The organism is Nocardia sp. NPDC050713 (genome assembly GCF_040654315.1).
Taxonomy (GTDB): domain Bacteria; phylum Actinomycetota; class Actinomycetes; order Mycobacteriales; family Mycobacteriaceae; genus Nocardia.
In genome coordinates this window covers 15,957-31,788 of sequence record NZ_JBFAHS010000016.1, presented here as the reverse complement: position 1 = coordinate 31,788, position 15,832 = coordinate 15,957, and the positions used below count along the sequence as shown (strand labels likewise).

Genomic DNA, 15,832 nt, shown 5'->3' with positions numbered 1-15,832 from the left:
TACCGCGGCCGCCTGGTCGAATCATCTTCGCCGTTTCCGGGAGACCTCCGCGGTGTGGTGCCGGCGCGATCCCCTGATGGGTTCAGGTCGGGTTGACGGCGAGGACGGTCGCGGCGTTGAGAGTTATGCCGATGCCGATCCCGCCCACGGTCCACCCGAGGGCCTTCGCGCTGTTCCGGGTGAACCAGTCGTTGATTCGTTGCAGGAACGGATCGACCCGCTGGTGCGCGGCGAGGCGGGCCAGTGCCAAGGCGATGGCGGGCAGGGTCATGACGACGCAGTAGGCGGCCAGGGTGAAGCCGGTCAGCTGCCAGGGGAGATCGGCATTGGCGATCAGTCCGACGGCGGCGAGGTAGGGGAGCATGGTGGCGACTTCCAGGGCGGCGGCCACGAGTGCGAGCTTCATCAGGCTCCCCGCGCTGCCGTCGCCCGCCATCGTTCTGGACCGCCAGCGCTGGATCCTGCCTGGCGTCCCGGCCCGCCGTTCGGCCCTGGCCTCCAGCCGGTAGCTCAGCGCGATGATGAGGATGCCGAGGATCAGTTGCCCGATTCGCAGCGGAACCGGTGGGACTTCGATCGCGCCCACCGCTGAAAGCGCGGCGTCCGCGCCGAGGACCAACAGTATTCCGACCCCGAAGTAGAACACCGCGACGGTCCCGAGGTAGACCGCGATCCGCCCGGCCCGCAACCGCCCCGGAGTCAGCAACAACCAGATGGGGATCAGCAGCGTGCCGAAGCTGGTGCTGTCGATGAGCGCGAGCCCGATCAACGCCGCGACGAGAGTGAAAGTCATGCAATTCCTTTCGGACCGGCAGGACTCTCATCGTCGAGCAGCTGAACTCCCACCGACATCCGACAAAAGAAGGACACCGGGTCGTACATCGACGTGCGCCTCGTAGGCTGCATTGCCGGCGGCTCCGGCCTGTTGTTCCGTGGTGTTCAGCATGGGACAGGCCGTTGCGGGTCTTTGTTCGGTGAGGAGTTGGTTGGTGTGCATCCCGATGTGGCCGAGGCGAGGCTTCTTCTCGACTCGCTGGGTTTGGAGTTCGCGGCGGCGCTTCCCGAGACGGAGAACGCCGAGTACGGGGCGTTCGTTTCCCGCGTGGGTCACGGGTCGATCAGGTTTCGAGTCGGCAAGCTGACGCCGACCAAGGTGGGCATGTTCGTCACGGTGTGGAGGCGTGCGGCGGATGGGTCGACGGAGCCGTTGGCGGCCGAGGACGGCGTCGATCTGCTGGTGATCACCGCCCGAGAAGGGCAGCGTTTCGGTCAGTTCGTGTTCCCGAAGGCGGCACTGGTCGAGCACGGCGTCGTTTCCGTGGCCGGCCGCGGCGGGAAGCGCGGGTTTCGGGTGTATCCGCCGTGGTCCGCGACCCAGAACCGGCAAGCGATGCGGACCCAGAAGTGGCAGTGCGACTACTTTCTCGAACTCGACGACGGCGAAAAGGTAGATCTGCGGCGGGCCCAGCGGCTCTACGACCCGGTGTGTCCCGGTCTCGATGATCGGTCCCGCTGATAGCGGTCAGCCGACGGTCCGGTGCGGGACGTGCCGGGTGGCGATGCGGTGGAGCAGCCGTGCCGCGGTGCGCGCGGTCCGGTTGTCGATATCCAGGCTGGGATTCAGCTCGGCCACGTCGACGACGGCCAGTTTGCCGCTCATGGTCACCCGGTCACAGACGGATTGGATCGTCGAAAGGGGGATCCCGAACGCCGCGGGCGCGCTGACGCCCGGCGCGACGGCGGCGGGCAGGACGTCGAGATCGATGGTCAGATGCACCAAGTCGACTTCGGCGAGGAAGTTCTCGACGAAGGTGAGCGACGTGGTGGGGTCACAGTCGTCGTCGAGGAGGTAGCGGACGTCGAACTTCGCGGCGGTGTCGAACAGCGCGGCGGTGTTGCTCGGCTGGCTGATGCCGAGCACGGCGTAGCGCACGGCGTCGCCCTCGGCTTCGAGGATCTGCCGGAACGGGGTGCCGGAGCTGGGGACCGGATCGGCGCGGAGGTCGAAATGCGCGTCGAGATTGAGGATTCCGACACGGGTGGTCGAGGTACGCCGCGCGGATCCGGCGACGCCGAGGTAGGTGCCGTAGGCGATTTCGTGCCCGCCGCCGAGAACGATAGGGAAGTGACCGGCGTCGAGCAGGGCGCTGACGGTGGCGCCGAGGTCACGCTGGCCTTCCTCCAGCTTCTCGTCGGTCACCGCGACGGTGCCCGCGTCGAACGCGCGATGCGGTTCGGCCAGCGCCATGGGTGCGAGTGCCTGCCGCAGGGCATCGGGTCCGGCCGCCGCACCTACGCGGCCCTTGTTGCGCCGCACCCCTTCCTCGCTGGCGAAGCCGACGAACACGCAGGCGCCCGGCTCGGCGCCAGGTGCGTACGGTTCGACGACCTGATGCCAGCGCAGATGCTCGGGCGTGGTGCCGTCGGTGCGGCCGGTCCAGCGGGGCGCGGGGTGCATCGTGGTGGCCTCCTCACTTCGAGTAGGCGAGCGTGCCTTCGCGCCACACTCGGCTGATCAGGGGAACACCGGGACGGTAGGCCAGGTGCAGGTGGGTAGGTGCGTCGAGCGCCAGGGCGTCGGCGCGGGCGCCTGGAGTGAGGGCGCCGATATCGGTGCGGCGCAGCGCCCTCGCGCCACCGGCGGTGGCGGCCCAGACGGCTTCGTCGGGAGTCATGCGCATATCGCGCACCGCGATCGCGATGCAGAACGGCAGGCTGGTCGTGTAGCTGGTGCCGGGATTGCAGTCCGCGCCGAGTGCCACCGTGATCCCGGCGTCGAGCAGTGCGCGAGCGTCGGGATAGCTGCCGCGGGTGCAGAAGTCGGCGCCGGGCAACATAGTGGCGACGGTGTCGCTGTGGGCAAGCGCGTCGATATCGGCCGAGTTCACGTGCGTGACATGGTCGACCGACGCCGCGCCCAGCTCCACCGCCAGCTGCACACCGGGCCCCTGCCGCAGCTGGTTTCCGTGCACCCGTGGAATCAGCCCGTGCGCCACACCGGCGCTGAGGACGGCATGTGCTTGATCTCGGTCGAAAGCGCCCTGCTCACAGAACACATCGATCCATTTCGCGTGCGGCGCGCATTTCGGGATCATCTCCGCGCACGCCATGGCTACGTAGTCGTCGGCGCGCCCGGCGTACTCCGGCGGCGGGACGTGCGCGGCCAACAGCGTCACCTCGTCGGTGTAGCGTCCCGCCACCTGAACGCTGCGCAATTCGTGCTCGACCGACTGCCCGTACCCGGACTTGCACTCGACGGTCGTGCTGCCCGTCCGCAGTGATTCGTCCATCAACCGCCGGACATTTGCCTCGAGCTGCCGATCGGTGGCGGCCCGGGTGGCCTCGATGGTGGTTCGGATACCGCCCGCGGCGTACTGCTGCCCGGACATCCGGGCCGCGAACTCCTCGGCCCGATCCCCCGCGAACACCAGATGCGAATGCGATTCCACGAATCCGGGTAGCACGGCGCGCCCGCCCAGCTCGTGGCCGGTATCCGCCGCGGGCGCGTCGGCGGAATCGCCGACCCACGCGACGATGCCGTCCTCGAAGACGACCGCCGCGTTCCGGCGCAGGCCGAGGACGCCGTCGCCCAAGGCGGGATCGTTGGTGACTAGCAGTCCGATGTCGGTGAGTGCGGTGGTCGGCATGGATGACTCCTAGATCCGGGTATCGACCATCTCGGTCTGCGAGGGATAGATCATCTGCGCGGGCGGGTTGTTGGTGCGCTTGGCGACGGGGTAATAGATCGCGCCGGTGAACACGATGCCGACGATCCACGAGATATCGGCGCCGCCGAGCATGTCGGTGATGGGTCCGGTGTACATCTTCTGCGCCAGGAACGGGATCTGTGCGACGACACCCAGGGCGTAGCAGACCAGCGCGGGAACGTTCCAGGATCCGTAGCGGCCCTTCGGGTCGTAGAGCGCGGGCAGGTCGATGCGTTCCTTGGAGATCAGGTAGTAGTCGATGAGGTTGATCGCGCTCCACGGGGTGAACACCATCAGCAGCACGAGCACGAAGTTCTTGAAGTTGTTCAGGAAGTCCGCGCTCGCGGCGATGGCGATCAGCATCGATACCGCGACGAAGCCGAGAATGTAGACAGCGCGCGCGGCGGTGGAGATGTGGGACCGGCCGTTGAACGCGGTGACGGTGGTCAGGATCGACATGAACCCGCCGTAGGCGTTGAGCACGTTGACCGTCAGCTTGCCGACCACGATCACCAGGTAGATCAGGAACGCGAGGACGGCAGGACCGGCGAGCTCACCCAGGAAACCGACCTGATTGCCGAGGAAGGCGTCACCCGCGACGGCGGCGACCAGCGCACCGAAGGTCATCGACCACTGCGAGCCGATCACGCTACCGAGGAAGGTGGACCAGAAGGTGGTGCGTTCACTGGTGCCGCGCGGCAGATAGCGGGAGTAGTCGGCGACGTAGGGGCCGAAGGTCAGTTGCCAACCGGCGCCGAGGGAGATCGCGAGCAGGAAGGTGACCGTGTCGAAACCGACGATGCCGACGAAATCGCCCACGTTGTATTCGGCGAACAGCCGGATCGCCAGATAGGTGAAGCCGATGATGCCGATGATAGTGGCGATGCGCCCGACGATGTGGATCAGGCGATAGCCGGTGATCGCGACGAAGGCGGTGAGACCACCGAAGATCAGAATGCCGACCGTCGGACTGTCGATGTCGAGCATCTTGTTCACGGCCTGGCCTGCCAGCACGGTTCCGGTCGCGGCGAATCCGAGATACATGAGGATCACCATGATCAGTGGCACCACCGCGCCTTTGACGCCGAACTGGGCGCGACTGGAGATCATCTGCGGCAGCCCCATACGCGGACCCTGGGCCGAATGCAGCGCCATCACCGCGCCGCCGACGACGTTGCCGATGAGCAGACCGAGGATCGCCCAGAGCGCGTCGGCACCGAACACCACCGCGAGTGCGCCGTCGACGATGGCGGTGATCTGCATGTTCGCCCCGAACCACAGGGTGAACTGACTGCGCGGGGTGCCGTGGCGTTCGTCGTCGGGCACGACGTCGATGGTGCGACGTTCGAGGGTGAGGAGATCCTCTTGGTTGCCGTCGTTCTTCATTGGCGGGCCTGGCTTTCTGCAGTGAATCCGGCGTATATACAAGCTGTCAAGAGTTCATCGGAATGCGCACGCCGCGCTCGCGGGCCACCTCGGCGGCATGGTCGTAGCCGGCGTCGACATGCCGGATGACGCCCATGCCCGGGTCGTTGGTGAGTACGCGCTCCAGCTTCTGGGCGGCCAGTTCGGTGCCGTCGGCGATGCACACCTGCCCGGCGTGGATGGAGCGGCCCATGCCGACGCCGCCACCGTGGTGGATCGACACCCACGAGGCGCCGGAGGCGGTGTTGACCAGGGCATTGAGCAGCGGCCAGTCGGCAATGGCGTCGGAGCCGTCGGCCATCGCCTCGGTTTCCCGATACGGCGAGGCCACTGAGCCGGAATCGAGGTGATCGCGGCCGATGGCGATGGGCGCGGAGAGCTCGCCCGAGGCGACCATCTCGTTGAACTTCAGCCCGGCACGGTGTCGTTCGCCGTAACCGAGCCAGCAGATCCGCGCGGGCAGACCCTCGAACTTCACCTTCTCGCCTGCCAGCTCGATCCACCGCCGGAGGTGCTCGTTCTCCGGGAACAGCTCCAGGATCGCCCGGTCGGTGGCGGCGATGTCTTTCGGGTCGCCGGACAGCGCGGCCCAGCGGAACGGGCCGAGCCCCTCCTCGAACAGCGGCCGGATGTAGGCCGGGACGAAGCCGGGGAACTCGAAAGCGCGGTCGTAGCCGCCCTTTCGGGCCTCGTCGCGGATGGAGTTGCCGTAGTCGAAGACCTCCGCGCCCTTGTCCATGAAGCCGACCATGGCTTCGACGTGCTTGGCCATCGATGCCTGCGACTCCGTGGTGAACCAGGCCGGATCCTTGTCGGCGAGGGTGTGCCAATCCTCGAGCGCGACGCCGATCGGCAGGTAGGACAGCGGGTCGTGTGCCGAGGTCTGATCGGTGACGATGTCGATCGGCGCTGCCATGGCCAGCAGCTGCGGGAAGACCTCGGCGGCATTGCCGAGCACGCCGATGGACAGCGGCCTGCGCTCGTCGCGGGCGCGGATCGCCAGGTCGAGCGCCTCCTGCACCGTCTCGGCCTTGGTGTCGAGATAACCGTGATCGATGCGGCGGTCGATGCGCGCCGGGTCGCATTCCACGCAGATCGCCACGCCCTCGTTCATCGTCACCGCCAGCGGCTGGGCGCCGCCCATGCCGCCGAGGCCCGCGGTGAGCGTGATGGTGCCCGCCAGGGATCCGCCGAATCGCTTGCGCGCCACCGCGCCGAAGGTTTCGTAGGTTCCCTGCAGGATGCCCTGGCTACCGATGTAGATCCAGGAACCGGCGGTCATCTGGCCGTACATGATCAGGCCGAGCTGCTCCAGCTTGCGGAACTCTTCCCAGTTGGCCCAATCGCCGACGAGGTTGGAGTTCGCCAGCAGAACGCGGGGCGCCCACTCGTGGGTGCGGAAGACGCCGACCGGCTTGCCCGACTGGACCAGCAGCGTCTCATCGGATTTCAGGGTCTGCAAAGTGCGCACGATCGCGTCGAACGCGGCCCAGCTGCGCGCGGCCCGGCCGGTGCCGCCGTAGACGAGGAGATCGTCGGGGCGTTCGGCGACTTCGGGGTCGAGGTTGTTCATCAGCATCCGCAGCGCGCCTTCTTGCTGCCAGCCGAGGGTGCTCAGTTCGGTGCCGCGGTCCGCGGAGACGGGACGTGGGCCGGGTTCGGGCGTGGATGCGTCGGTCATGTTCTCTCCTCTGGCGGGTGTGCGCGGGGTCACTCGATGGGTGTATAGTCCTGTATATACAACCGGCTGTCAAGCGTGCTCCGAGGTTCTCCATCTGCTCGCGCCACTACGCATCGGCCATTACGGAAAGCTATGAGCGACATGTCGATCCGAACAGCGCGCGGCGCGAGCGTCCCGCGTCGGACGCGGTCGAGCTGCGCCGAGTGGTCGAAGCGAACGCAGTGTCGCTGGCGTGGGGGCGGGTGTTCGGCGACGTCGAGTGCGGTGCCGACCGCGGCGTGGCCCGACCGGTCCGTCCGCGACGTATCCTCGGGGCGATATCGGAATCGGGCGACCGAGACTCGGCGGCGCTGTCGGTCGTCGCCCGGCGGCTACGGGTGTCGGCGCGGAGCGTGTCGGTGCGAAGCCCCGTGAGGCAAGGGAACGGATGTCGGTGGTGGCGATCGAAATAGTCGACGCGGACCTGGCCGCGCTCTACGACGGACTCGGTACCGAGTTCGCCGCGTACGAGCGCGTCAAGCAGCTGATCGCTTCGCAGATCAAGGGCGGCCGGTGGCGGCCGGGCGATCAGATCCCCTCCGAGAACCAACTCGTCAACGCGTTGGGCCTGTCCCGGATGACGATCAACCGGGCTCTGCGCGACCTCACCGCCGACGGCATGCTGAACCGGGTGATGGGCGTCGGCACCTTCGTGGCGCAGGCCAAAACGGCCTCACCGCTGTTCGAGGTGAAGAACATCGCCGACGAGATCCAGCAGCGCGGGCATCGGCACCGCACCGAGGTGGTGTTCGTCCGGGCCGAAGACGTCGAGATGGGTCACCCGGTGCTGGGTAACGCACTGGGCGGCAAGGTGTTCCATTCGCTGATCGTGCATTTCGAGGACGACGTGCCGATTCAGGTGGAGGACCGCTACGTCAACCCGGCCGAGGCGCCGGAGTATCTCCAGCAGGATTTCACCACGCTGACCCCGAACACCTATCTCAGCAAGGTGGCCCCGCTGGAGCGTGGTGAGCACGTCGTCGAGGCGGTCCTGGCCAGCGCCGAGGAATGCAGATTGCTCGGTATACCACGCTCGGAACCGTGCCTGTTGATCCGGCGGCGTACCTGGTCGTCGACCGGCCTGGTCAGCGCGGCCCGACTGATCCACCCGGGTTCGCGGAACCGGCTCGAGGGTAGTTTCGGCAGCTCTCCGATCTGACGCACCCGCGCGACGGCAGGAGTGTCGCCGTACCTCGGCCTGATTCCGGAACTGGCGGCTACGTCCGAGCTCGAATTCCCATCCATCCCAATGGCAATTGAAGACGCCGTGCTCGAATCTCCTCCACCATTTCCGCGTAGCCCTCTCGGGCTTCGCTCAGGTGACACCATGCCTCGTGGCGCGTTTCGCCATCCGCCGAATGCAGCACTGTCCACCACGTCTCCGCATACAACTTGGCAATGTGGCTCAACACCTCGCCCAGCGAATGCGTGTGCTTGCGTGCGCCTTTCGTACGTGGAAGGTTGCGCGCCGCCCACGAATCGATCTCGCGCACGACTCGGTCGATCCTTAAGCGAAGCCGCTCACGAGCAACCGCTTTGTACTGCGGCATCGGGGCGATTTGTGCGGGTATCAGTTCGGCATGCATATCGCCGAGCTCTCGTACCCATTCCACGAGAGGCAGGCTGCCGGTACGGCATCCGGAGATGGCCTGAAGTAGATGCGCGGGTTCCAACAACGGGACTGTCCTGATTCGGTCCATTGTGGGTGTCGATCCGTTCGAATACATCACTTTCTGCCTGTAACTGAGAGACGAGTTGTTCGATCCGCCTTCGGATTTCATTCGGACTTGGCGTGGCGCACACGGCAAGCGAGGTACCCCGCCCCGACGGCCACCGCCCAGACGCGTGACCGCGACGGCGGTGCGCCCGCTGCCGGTGAACAACAGCAGAACGACGACGAGAACGAGGAGTCCGAGTGCGAACCAGGTGGTCACCGGCGCGGCGGGCAGCCGGTAGTCGCTGGCGGGCAGTGCACCGGCCCTGACGCGGGCGCGGTAGATCATGTGGCAGACGAGAATGATTCCCCAGACGAAGATGATGCCGACGGTGGAGACCGAGGTGATGTAGGCGAACGCCCTGTCGGGGGAGATGGCGTTGACGATTACGCCCAGAACCATGACACCGGCGGAGAGGCCGATTCCAGCGAAGGGCACCGAGTAGGAGTTGAGCGGTAGTGCCGCTCGGTGTTCGGAGGTGTTGGATCCAGCCCAGTGCTGGGTCTGAGCGCCTGCGGATCGACGAGGACGCTGCATCAGGTGCCGAGCTGCCCTGGCTCATCGCCCCTGTCCGCCATGCTTGGAGGGTCTCGGCCACCACTACGACCTGTCGCGTGGTCTCCCGCACTCGGAGAGCCCTGGCTCGGTTGTCTCGGCATGCTCGCGCAATACGATTGGCGGGAAGGCGTCGATGAGATACGGAAGGTTTCACAGCGGCTCGGATCGCGGCCACGCTCCACGGTGCGACCGACCGCGCGCGGCCTGGAGCCACCCCGTTTGACCAGCGGATTAGCTCTCCAGACATACACTGTTGTAATCTCTTCAAGCGCCCCAAGCGGGCGCACCACGGGCTGTGGCGCAGTTTGGTAGCGCACTTGACTGGGGGTCAAGTGGTCGCAGGTTCAAATCCTGTCAGCCCGACATAGAAAACCCCTTCCGACCTGGTCGGAAGGGGTTTTCTCATCTCGGCGACACGCCGCCGCATTCGAACCGAGCCAGTCAAAATCTCATACTTTCGGGCTCTGGCGGCCCTGTGCCCAGGCCTCGAGCACGTCCCGGTTGTCGGGGATGTCGATGTAGTGCTTCTTGGCGACCGCCTCGGTGTTGCCCAGCTGGCGCGCCGCCCGTTCCGGGTCGTCGTAGGCGTGGTCGATGGCGGTCGCGGCACCCTTGCGGAAAGTTCGCGGAGTCACCCAGGCGAAGTTCTCCCCGCGTGCCGCCCGCCAGGTGCGCCCGAAGTTGTTCGGGTTGCGTACCGAGCCGTTGCGTGCCGGGAACAACAGCCCCATCGGGTTGGGACGCGCGGTGACCTCGAGGTCCTTGATCGCCTCCCGCACCGCCTCGACCGTGTGCTCGGGCAGATCCCGCTGCTGCACGTCGCGCCGTCCAAGACCGACAACGGCTGCTGGTCATCAATCTCGAACTCGCCGATTCCTATCGTCCGTGATCGCCAGGATCCGCCAACCCGACGGAATGGTGCCGCTGGTCCCCTTCTACGACGGCGCCGAAAAGCTATGGTGTCCACCGGCACCGCTACTGTTCCAGTGGGTCCACGGCGGAATCGAGACCTCACCGATTTCATCCACGGCGATCCGCGCCGCGATCCGAGAAATCCTGACCGACACCGATCTGCTCGACACCGACGGGCAGCCACTGTACTTCGTGCCCCACGACCTGCGCCGCATCTTCGCCACCGAAGCCATCCTCAACGGCATGCCCCCACACATCGCACAGATCCTGCTGGGACACAAGGACATCAACACCACCATGGGCTACAAGGCCGTCTACCCCGACGAAGCGATCAACGGGCACCGCGCCTTCATCGCCCGCCGCCGCGCGCTGCGCCCCCATGAGGAGTATCGGACTCCGACCGACGTCGAATGGGACGAATTTCTTGGGCACTTCGAACGCCGCAAGATCGCTTTGGGCGAGTGCGGGCGCGCCTACGACACCAGTTGCCAGCACGAACACTCCTGCGTCCGCTGCCCAGTCCTGCGCGTCGACCCCGCTCAACGCGGCCGGCTCGAACAGATCCGTGACAATCTCACCGAGCGAATCGCCGAAGCAGAACGTGAAGGATGGCTCGGCGAGGCCGAAGGTCTACGCGTCAGCCTCGCCGCCGCGAGCGACAAATTGACCCAGCTCGACGAACGCGCCCGCCGAGCCTCTACAGTGTTGCTGAGCATCCCCCCATTCCGCGAAATCGCCAGCACGACCGTGACCGCGCCCGCACATCCACTCGCCGAGGGCCGCACCGGCCAAGGCTGACGGTGGCGGGCGACGCCGATTCGGGCGTCGCTTGTCGCCCGAGTACCTACAACCCCGACGAAGATGCCCGTATGGGAAATGTTGTCCACCAATACTTTCGACACGATCATCTACACATGGCCGATTCGGGCGACCTGGGCTTCCGGACCACACCGCGCCGAGATCCCGAGTGTCGGAGAAACGTTTCTCAACACCCCAGCGTCGTGACGGCCCTGGGGGTCCGGGAACATTGACGAGAAGGAGTTACCATATATTGCCGCAGCTATGTGCGGTAACTCGAACAGCGATCTGGGCATATGCACCCGGCAGGTGGTACCGACTCGCGAAACTATCTGCGGTGGCGTCTTACCGCCGGATCCAGCGGAGGTGGACCCCACGCGCCGTGGATACGCCCGCAGGTGCCCGCTGGCGACCGGCCGCACCAGGGGGCCCGGTCAGTCCGGGACCCCTGGCTCACGGCTAGGTGAACCAGCTCAGGTTGTTCACCTGGTTGCCTCGCAGATTCCCGCTGAAGTGGTAGCCGACATCGCCGTTGGAGCAGTTGTATATCTGGCCCGTCCTGTTGCCCAGCCAGCAATAGATGGTGCTTCCGTCGTCGTACTCCTCGCTGGTGACGCCGGGGGATACGCAGACCACCCCCAGTCGGGTCCCGCCCGGGCCGGCGGTTCGCACAACCCCGACGGGGACGTCCAAATCGTTGTGCAGCTTGTACCAGCCGACCGAGGTACGTTCGTCCGACTTCGAGGCTTCGGACAGAGCATCCTGCTTCACCTCGAGATCTTGCTTCGCTTTGGTCATTGCCTTCTCCTTCGATTGGGCGTTCGTCCCACAAGGAAGCGGTGGCGCGAACCCGCACAGGCACACTCGAGCCCACGCCGAGCTGTCGGTATCACCCAACGATCTGACTCCACCCGTCCTCGACTTGACGGATCAAGTCGCTGAAAAATCCGTTCACCTGATTTTCCTGCTGGGGCGTGTTCGTCTTCAGCAATGTGAGGAAGCCGAATTCCTTGTTCAGCACATCGATTAGAAGGTCACTGACCTCCTGGAATACGTAGAAGATCATCTGCTGCCAGTCGGGGTGCTGCTGGCCGAGGCTTTTGAGTGCTGCGTTGGTCACGCCCTGCAGCTTGTTGAACTGGGTTGTGGCGCTGTCCACCAGTTGATTGATCAGGTCCTCGAACTGTTCGCGTGAGATGTCACCGGCGAGGACGCGCCAAGCGTACGTGTGCGCGGCGGTGCCGGTCCCGTCGAGCTGCTCCCGCATGTCGATCTCGGAGGGTTGAAGGATGTCTTTGACCTCCTGCGGGATATCCGCCGCTCTGACCTCGGGGATGTGAGTGGAGGCCTCCGCCGAAACTGTGCCGTCGCTGGCGCTGCGGCGCTGGGCGATGGTGTCGAGCAGAGTGGTGAAGTTCTGTGAATCGATCCTGGTCATTGCCCCTCCAACAAGGTCGTGTACTGGGCCTTGCCTTCGACGACACCAACCCGGCCAGATCACCCGAGACTCCCGAGCCGTGTCGCGCTGAGCCGGTCGAACGGGTCAGCGCACACCGCAGACCCGCACAGTGGCTCCCACCTCTACGCGGCGCTCGACCACAGGTTATGAGCACCTCCCAGCGCAGGGATCACCCATTACGGGTGAAACCCGCAGGATGTCGAGAACCGATCGATTCTTGGACACCGCGGCGCCGTGGGTGTTCACCGGCGGCCGGTAAACAGGCGTTCTCGGTCCCGTGTGGACGGCATGGTCGACGAGGTCTTTACAGCATGTCGCGCTTCAGGTAGCGGGATGTCGGCGCAAGCCTGCGCCATGGGAATGGGGAGGTTGAGGTGGCCTCCACTCGCGAGTGCGGCCAGTATCGTGGCGGCGGGCCCGCTGTGCGGCAGAGGATGGTCTTCTCAACCCCCTGGTGCGCTGCCACAACCTAGTTCAGAGAACGGACGCCCCTCTGCCGACGCAGGCCAGTGGGCGATCGAGATGAAATGGGACGGCATGCGCACTATTTGCCGAACCAGGGCGGGCGCGTCGGCTTCTACAGCCGCAACCGCAACAACGTCACCGCGTGCTTCCCCGAACTCGTCCCCGCCCTGACCGAGCTGACCGACACTCGGGACCTGATCCTGGACGGGGAGATCATCGCCGCCGACCCGGCGACCGGAGCGCCCTCGTTCGCCCGACTCCAGCAGCGCATGCACCTGCAACGCCCCAGCGTCGAGTTGCGCCGCGCTCTGCCGGTGCAGTTGTTCGTCTTCGACAGCAGCCCACGGACTGGAAGGCATCGTCAGCAAGCGTTTCGACTCCACGTACCGGCCTGGTACCCGGTCCCGGCTGTGGCTGAAGACTCCACTGCGGCGAAGTGCCGACGAGTAACAACCTCGGTCCGAGCTAGGAGTTGAACGTCGGAGCGCTATGCGTTGTTGTCTCCACCGGCGTTGTCGGACCCCGCGATCAAGATGATGCCGGTGCTGGAGGGCCGAGTAGATCCCATCGGTTGCCCGAGACGTCGTTGAAGACGGCGACTCGGCCGTACGTCTCGGTGCGCGGCTCGGTGACGAATTGCACTCCCGCAGAACTCATTCTGTGATAACTGGCGTCGAAGTCGTCGACTCGGAGGAAGAACCCGACGCGACCCGCGACCTGGTTCCCGATCGCGGGTAGCTGCCGGTCGCCATCGGCGCGTGCGAGCAGGATTCCAGTAGCCGAGGCTGGTGGACGGACGACAACCCACCGCTTCGGCCGACCGTCGTTGGTCAGCGAAGGCGAGTCCTCTATCAGGTCGAAGTCGAGGATGTTCACGAAGAAATCGATGGCTGGGTCGTACTCGGCTACAACGATCGTGACCAGTTCCAAGTGCACGGCTCGAGCTTAGGCGCGCGGGTGGCCCTCTCATCGTGATCCTCGGGTGATCGCGGTGGTGATGGCGAAGCCGGCGATCCATTCGGGAATGGGCACGTAGAACCGTGATGTCATCCGATAGGGCCCGCTCGCGGCCAGCGAGGCGTATGCCGCGACCCACGTGCGCACCTCGTGCGCGGAGCCGCCACCCTCGGCGCCCATCCACTCGGGCGTCCAGTCGTCGATATCGGTGAGTTCGCCGTGTTCGAAGGTATCGAGGACGAGGTTGTCCCACCGGGGATTGATCGGGATCATCGTGGTCGACCCCGCCGCGTAGGAATGCCCCGCCTGCAACACTCGATGCTCGCTGCGGGCGCGCTGTTCGGGCGTCGGCGGATGGCCCTCGATGAGCGCGTCGGCGACACGTCGCGGCGCGCTCTCCAGAACGGGCACCGGCGGGTCGTGGGACAAACCGCCGGATGCCACGAACAGAACCCGCGTGCCGAGTTCCCGCGCGGCCGCGCCGAGAGCGGTTCCGAGAGCGCGGATTCGGTGCAGGGGACCGAACGGCGCGGCGACGCCGTTGACGAAGACGGGGACGACCGGAACGCGGTCCATCCCGCCGAACAGTATCTCCAGCGGCTGGACGAACCCGTGATCCACCGCCATACGCGCGGAGATGGGCAGGTCGACGCCGCGTGCCAGCACGCCCCGCGCCAGTTGCTTCGCCGCGGCCGAGTCGACCGACAGCGAGCCGACTCTGGAGCCGAAGTCGCCGACCGAATACGCCTCGGTTCCGAGACAGAACGGCGGCATCTGGCGATAGAAGAACCCGTTGTAATGATCCGGTGCGTACAGGACAACCAGATCGGGCGCGAACTCGGCGACGAAGGCGCGCGCGGCCGAGATTTCCGCGTAGACGCTCTGCAGGATCTCCGGGGCCGGATCGTTCTTCCCGACAAGGGGTGAGTGCGACAGTCCCACGAGCGCGGCGGTCATGAACCCGCTCCTTTCCGGTCCGGACGGACGACGAGTTTCCCAGTCAGCGCGCCGTCGATCATGAGCTGAAAACCCTTGTGGATCTCGGTGAGTGGCAGCGTCCGGTCGATGACCGGTCGAACACCGGTGGCGTCCATCATTCGCAGCATCGAGACCAGCTCACCACGCGTGCATCCGGTCGAACCGAGGATCCGCTGCTGCAAGTAGAAGACGCGGTTGAGTTCCGCCGGTGGATTCGCTCCACTGGTGGCTCCCGCGACGACGACGGCTCCGCCCGGCCGAAGCGCTTTCATCGAATGCGACCAGGTCGCCGCACCCACCGTCTCGATCACGACATCCACTCGTTCGGGCAGGCGCGCGCCGGGTTCGACCGCGGCGCGCGCGCCCCAGGACAGCGCCATACGGCGTTTGTCCTCGCTGCGACTGGTCGCGTAGACGACGGCGCCCGCCGCGGCGGCCAGCATGATCGCGGCCGAGGCGACGCCACCGCCCGCGCCTTGCACGAGGACACGATCGCCCGCCCGGATTCGCGCTTGGGTGAACAACATTCGGTAAGCGGTGGTCCACGCGACCGGAAGGCAGGCCGCCTCGTCGAAGGACAGCCAGCCGGGCTTCGGAATCAGGTTGCGAGTGGGGACCGTCAGGTACTCCGCGAACGCACCGTTGTGCCGTTCCGACAACAGGGCGCGATTCGGGTCGAGCGTCTCGTCACCCATTCCGGCGTCCGGGTCGGCGATCACCGGAAAGACCAGGACTTCGTTGCCGGACTCGTCGTAACCCGCGGCATCGCAGCCGAGCACGATCGGCAGATGTTCGGGCGGATGACCGATCCCGCGCAGGGTCCACACATCGTGCATGTTCAATGTGGAAGCGACGACGCGGACAACGGACCATCCGGGTGGGGCTTCGGGTTCGGGGATTTCGCCGAGAACGAGGCCGGACAGTGGGTCGTCGGCGCTCTGCGAGATTGCGGTAGCAGCGAGCATGGTCGTCACCATGCCCGGTGAGCCGAGCTGGACCACAGCACGCGTTACCTACAGCGGAACGCGCTATGGATCGGCGCGCTCGCAGGCGCTTGTCTGACACCATGACCTCCACCATCCGGCCCGCCGCCGCGTCCGGTGCCTGCGGCGGAGCGGGCGAACCCCCACGCACCGCC

16 protein-coding genes, 1 tRNA gene and 1 pseudogene are annotated in these 15,832 nt (G+C 66.0%); 5 read left to right on the top strand and 13 right to left on the bottom strand.

Annotated features, from left to right (window positions below; all coding sequences use genetic code 11):
• Positions 1 to 82: 82 nt before the first annotated feature.
• Positions 83 to 793 carry a GAP family protein gene (locus tag AB0H49_RS26415; RefSeq protein WP_355003252.1) on the bottom strand — a complete coding sequence of 237 codons (711 nt, stop codon included), beginning with the start codon at positions 791 to 793 and terminating at the stop codon, positions 83 to 85.
• A 198-nt stretch (positions 794 to 991) separates the two neighbouring features.
• On the opposite strand from AB0H49_RS26415, the gene AB0H49_RS26410 reads away from it, so the two are divergent.
• Positions 992 to 1,516 carry a MepB family protein gene (locus AB0H49_RS26410; protein WP_357255196.1) on the top strand — a complete coding sequence of 175 codons (525 nt, stop codon included), beginning with the start codon at positions 992 to 994 and terminating at the stop codon, positions 1,514 to 1,516.
• A 6-nt stretch (positions 1,517 to 1,522) separates the two neighbouring features.
• Here the strand turns inward: AB0H49_RS26410 and hutG are convergent, their stop codons facing one another.
• The 4 genes from hutG to hutU are packed head-to-tail and all read right to left on the bottom strand — an operon-like array spanning position 1,523 to position 6,813.
• Positions 1,523 to 2,458, bottom strand: coding sequence for a formimidoylglutamase (gene hutG / locus AB0H49_RS26405; RefSeq protein WP_357255193.1), 936 nt, complete (start codon positions 2,456 to 2,458; stop codon positions 1,523 to 1,525).
• 13 nt (positions 2,459 to 2,471) lie between these two features.
• Complete coding sequence (gene hutI, locus AB0H49_RS26400; RefSeq protein ID WP_357255191.1) at positions 2,472 to 3,647, bottom strand: imidazolonepropionase; 1,176 nt, start codon at positions 3,645 to 3,647, stop codon at positions 2,472 to 2,474.
• Positions 3,648 to 3,656: 9 nt separating this feature from the next.
• Complete coding sequence (locus AB0H49_RS26395; protein ID WP_357255189.1) at positions 3,657 to 5,093, bottom strand: cytosine permease; 1,437 nt, start codon at positions 5,091 to 5,093, stop codon at positions 3,657 to 3,659.
• Between the two features lie 46 nt (positions 5,094 to 5,139).
• Positions 5,140 to 6,813 (bottom strand): urocanate hydratase, encoded by a 1,674-nt coding sequence (hutU, locus tag AB0H49_RS26390; protein ID WP_357255187.1) that lies wholly within the window; start codon positions 6,811 to 6,813, stop codon positions 5,140 to 5,142.
• Between the two features lie 427 nt (positions 6,814 to 7,240).
• Between hutU and hutC the strand changes: the two genes are divergently transcribed.
• Positions 7,241 to 8,011 carry a histidine utilization repressor gene (gene hutC / locus AB0H49_RS26385; RefSeq protein WP_357255185.1) on the top strand — a complete coding sequence of 257 codons (771 nt, stop codon included), beginning with the start codon at positions 7,241 to 7,243 and terminating at the stop codon, positions 8,009 to 8,011.
• Between the two features lie 58 nt (positions 8,012 to 8,069).
• Here hutC and AB0H49_RS26380 read toward each other — a convergent pair whose 3' ends face one another.
• Both AB0H49_RS26380 and proY read right to left on the bottom strand, forming a co-directional pair.
• Positions 8,070 to 8,465 (bottom strand): hypothetical protein, encoded by a 396-nt coding sequence (locus AB0H49_RS26380; RefSeq protein WP_357255182.1) that lies wholly within the window; start codon positions 8,463 to 8,465, stop codon positions 8,070 to 8,072.
• Positions 8,466 to 8,629: 164 nt separating this feature from the next.
• Positions 8,630 to 8,981: pseudogene (proY, locus tag AB0H49_RS26375) on the bottom strand (proline-specific permease ProY); the annotation flags it as partial.
• A 433-nt stretch (positions 8,982 to 9,414) separates the two neighbouring features.
• On the opposite strand from proY, the gene AB0H49_RS26370 reads away from it, so the two are divergent.
• Positions 9,415 to 9,488: transfer RNA gene (locus AB0H49_RS26370), tRNA-Pro, on the top strand.
• Between the two features lie 86 nt (positions 9,489 to 9,574).
• On the opposite strand, the gene AB0H49_RS26365 is transcribed toward AB0H49_RS26370, so the two are convergent.
• The gene (locus AB0H49_RS26365; RefSeq protein WP_357255180.1) at positions 9,575 to 9,943 is read right to left on the bottom strand and encodes a hypothetical protein; all 369 of its coding nucleotides are present in this window, start codon (positions 9,941 to 9,943) and stop codon (positions 9,575 to 9,577) included.
• A 67-nt stretch (positions 9,944 to 10,010) separates the two neighbouring features.
• Between AB0H49_RS26365 and AB0H49_RS26360 the strand changes: the two genes are divergently transcribed.
• Positions 10,011 to 10,835, top strand: coding sequence for a tyrosine-type recombinase/integrase (locus AB0H49_RS26360; RefSeq protein WP_357255178.1), 825 nt, complete (start codon positions 10,011 to 10,013; stop codon positions 10,833 to 10,835).
• Between the two features lie 459 nt (positions 10,836 to 11,294).
• On the opposite strand, the gene AB0H49_RS26355 is transcribed toward AB0H49_RS26360, so the two are convergent.
• Positions 11,295 to 11,633, bottom strand: coding sequence for a hypothetical protein (locus tag AB0H49_RS26355; protein WP_357255177.1), 339 nt, complete (start codon positions 11,631 to 11,633; stop codon positions 11,295 to 11,297).
• Positions 11,634 to 11,724: 91 nt separating this feature from the next.
• Positions 11,725 to 12,273, bottom strand: a complete 549-nt coding sequence (locus AB0H49_RS26350; protein WP_357255174.1) for a hypothetical protein — start codon at positions 12,271 to 12,273, stop codon at positions 11,725 to 11,727.
• 548 nt (positions 12,274 to 12,821) lie between these two features.
• Between AB0H49_RS26350 and AB0H49_RS26345 the strand changes: the two genes are divergently transcribed.
• On the top strand, positions 12,822 to 13,235 hold the full coding sequence (locus AB0H49_RS26345) for a hypothetical protein (RefSeq protein WP_357255171.1): 414 nt from the start codon (positions 12,822 to 12,824) through the stop codon (positions 13,233 to 13,235).
• Between the two features lie 52 nt (positions 13,236 to 13,287).
• On the opposite strand, the gene AB0H49_RS26340 is transcribed toward AB0H49_RS26345, so the two are convergent.
• The 3 genes from AB0H49_RS26340 to AB0H49_RS26330 are packed head-to-tail and all read right to left on the bottom strand — an operon-like array spanning position 13,288 to position 15,659.
• Entirely contained in the window at positions 13,288 to 13,695 is a 408-nt protein-coding gene (locus AB0H49_RS26340; RefSeq protein WP_357255168.1) for a VOC family protein, read from the bottom strand.
• A 30-nt stretch (positions 13,696 to 13,725) separates the two neighbouring features.
• Positions 13,726 to 14,673 (bottom strand): 3-carboxyethylcatechol 2,3-dioxygenase, encoded by a 948-nt coding sequence (locus AB0H49_RS26335; protein WP_357255165.1) that lies wholly within the window; start codon positions 14,671 to 14,673, stop codon positions 13,726 to 13,728.
• The gene (locus AB0H49_RS26330; protein WP_357255163.1) at positions 14,670 to 15,659 is read right to left on the bottom strand and encodes a zinc-binding dehydrogenase; all 990 of its coding nucleotides are present in this window, start codon (positions 15,657 to 15,659) and stop codon (positions 14,670 to 14,672) included. Before AB0H49_RS26330 ends, AB0H49_RS26335 begins: the two co-directional genes overlap by 4 nt.
• Positions 15,660 to 15,832: the final 173 nt, after the last annotated feature.

Bases quoted from the DNA above. Each gene is read 5' to 3' on its own strand.
- hutI (WP_357255191.1), bottom strand. From the start codon at position 3,647: ATGCCGACCACCGCACTCACCGACATCGGACTGCTAGTCACCAACGAT.
- hutC (WP_357255185.1), top strand. From the start codon at position 7,241: ATGTCGGTGGTGGCGATCGAAATAGTCGACGCGGACCTGGCCGCGCTC.
- AB0H49_RS26335 (WP_357255165.1), bottom strand. From the start codon at position 14,673: ATGACCGCCGCGCTCGTGGGACTGTCGCACTCACCCCTTGTCGGGAAG.
- AB0H49_RS26395 (WP_357255189.1), bottom strand. From the start codon at position 5,093: ATGAAGAACGACGGCAACCAAGAGGATCTCCTCACCCTCGAACGTCGC.
- AB0H49_RS26415 (WP_355003252.1), bottom strand. From the start codon at position 793: ATGACTTTCACTCTCGTCGCGGCGTTGATCGGGCTCGCGCTCATCGAC.
- AB0H49_RS26350 (WP_357255174.1), bottom strand. From the start codon at position 12,273: ATGACCAGGATCGATTCACAGAACTTCACCACTCTGCTCGACACCATC.
- AB0H49_RS26345 (WP_357255171.1), top strand. From the start codon at position 12,822: ATGGGACGGCATGCGCACTATTTGCCGAACCAGGGCGGGCGCGTCGGC.
- hutG (WP_357255193.1), bottom strand. From the start codon at position 2,458: ATGCACCCCGCGCCCCGCTGGACCGGCCGCACCGACGGCACCACGCCC.
- hutU (WP_357255187.1), bottom strand. From the start codon at position 6,813: ATGACCGACGCATCCACGCCCGAACCCGGCCCACGTCCCGTCTCCGCG.
- AB0H49_RS26330 (WP_357255163.1), bottom strand. From the start codon at position 15,659: ATGCTCGCTGCTACCGCAATCTCGCAGAGCGCCGACGACCCACTGTCC.
- AB0H49_RS26355 (WP_357255177.1), bottom strand. From the start codon at position 11,633: ATGACCAAAGCGAAGCAAGATCTCGAGGTGAAGCAGGATGCTCTGTCC.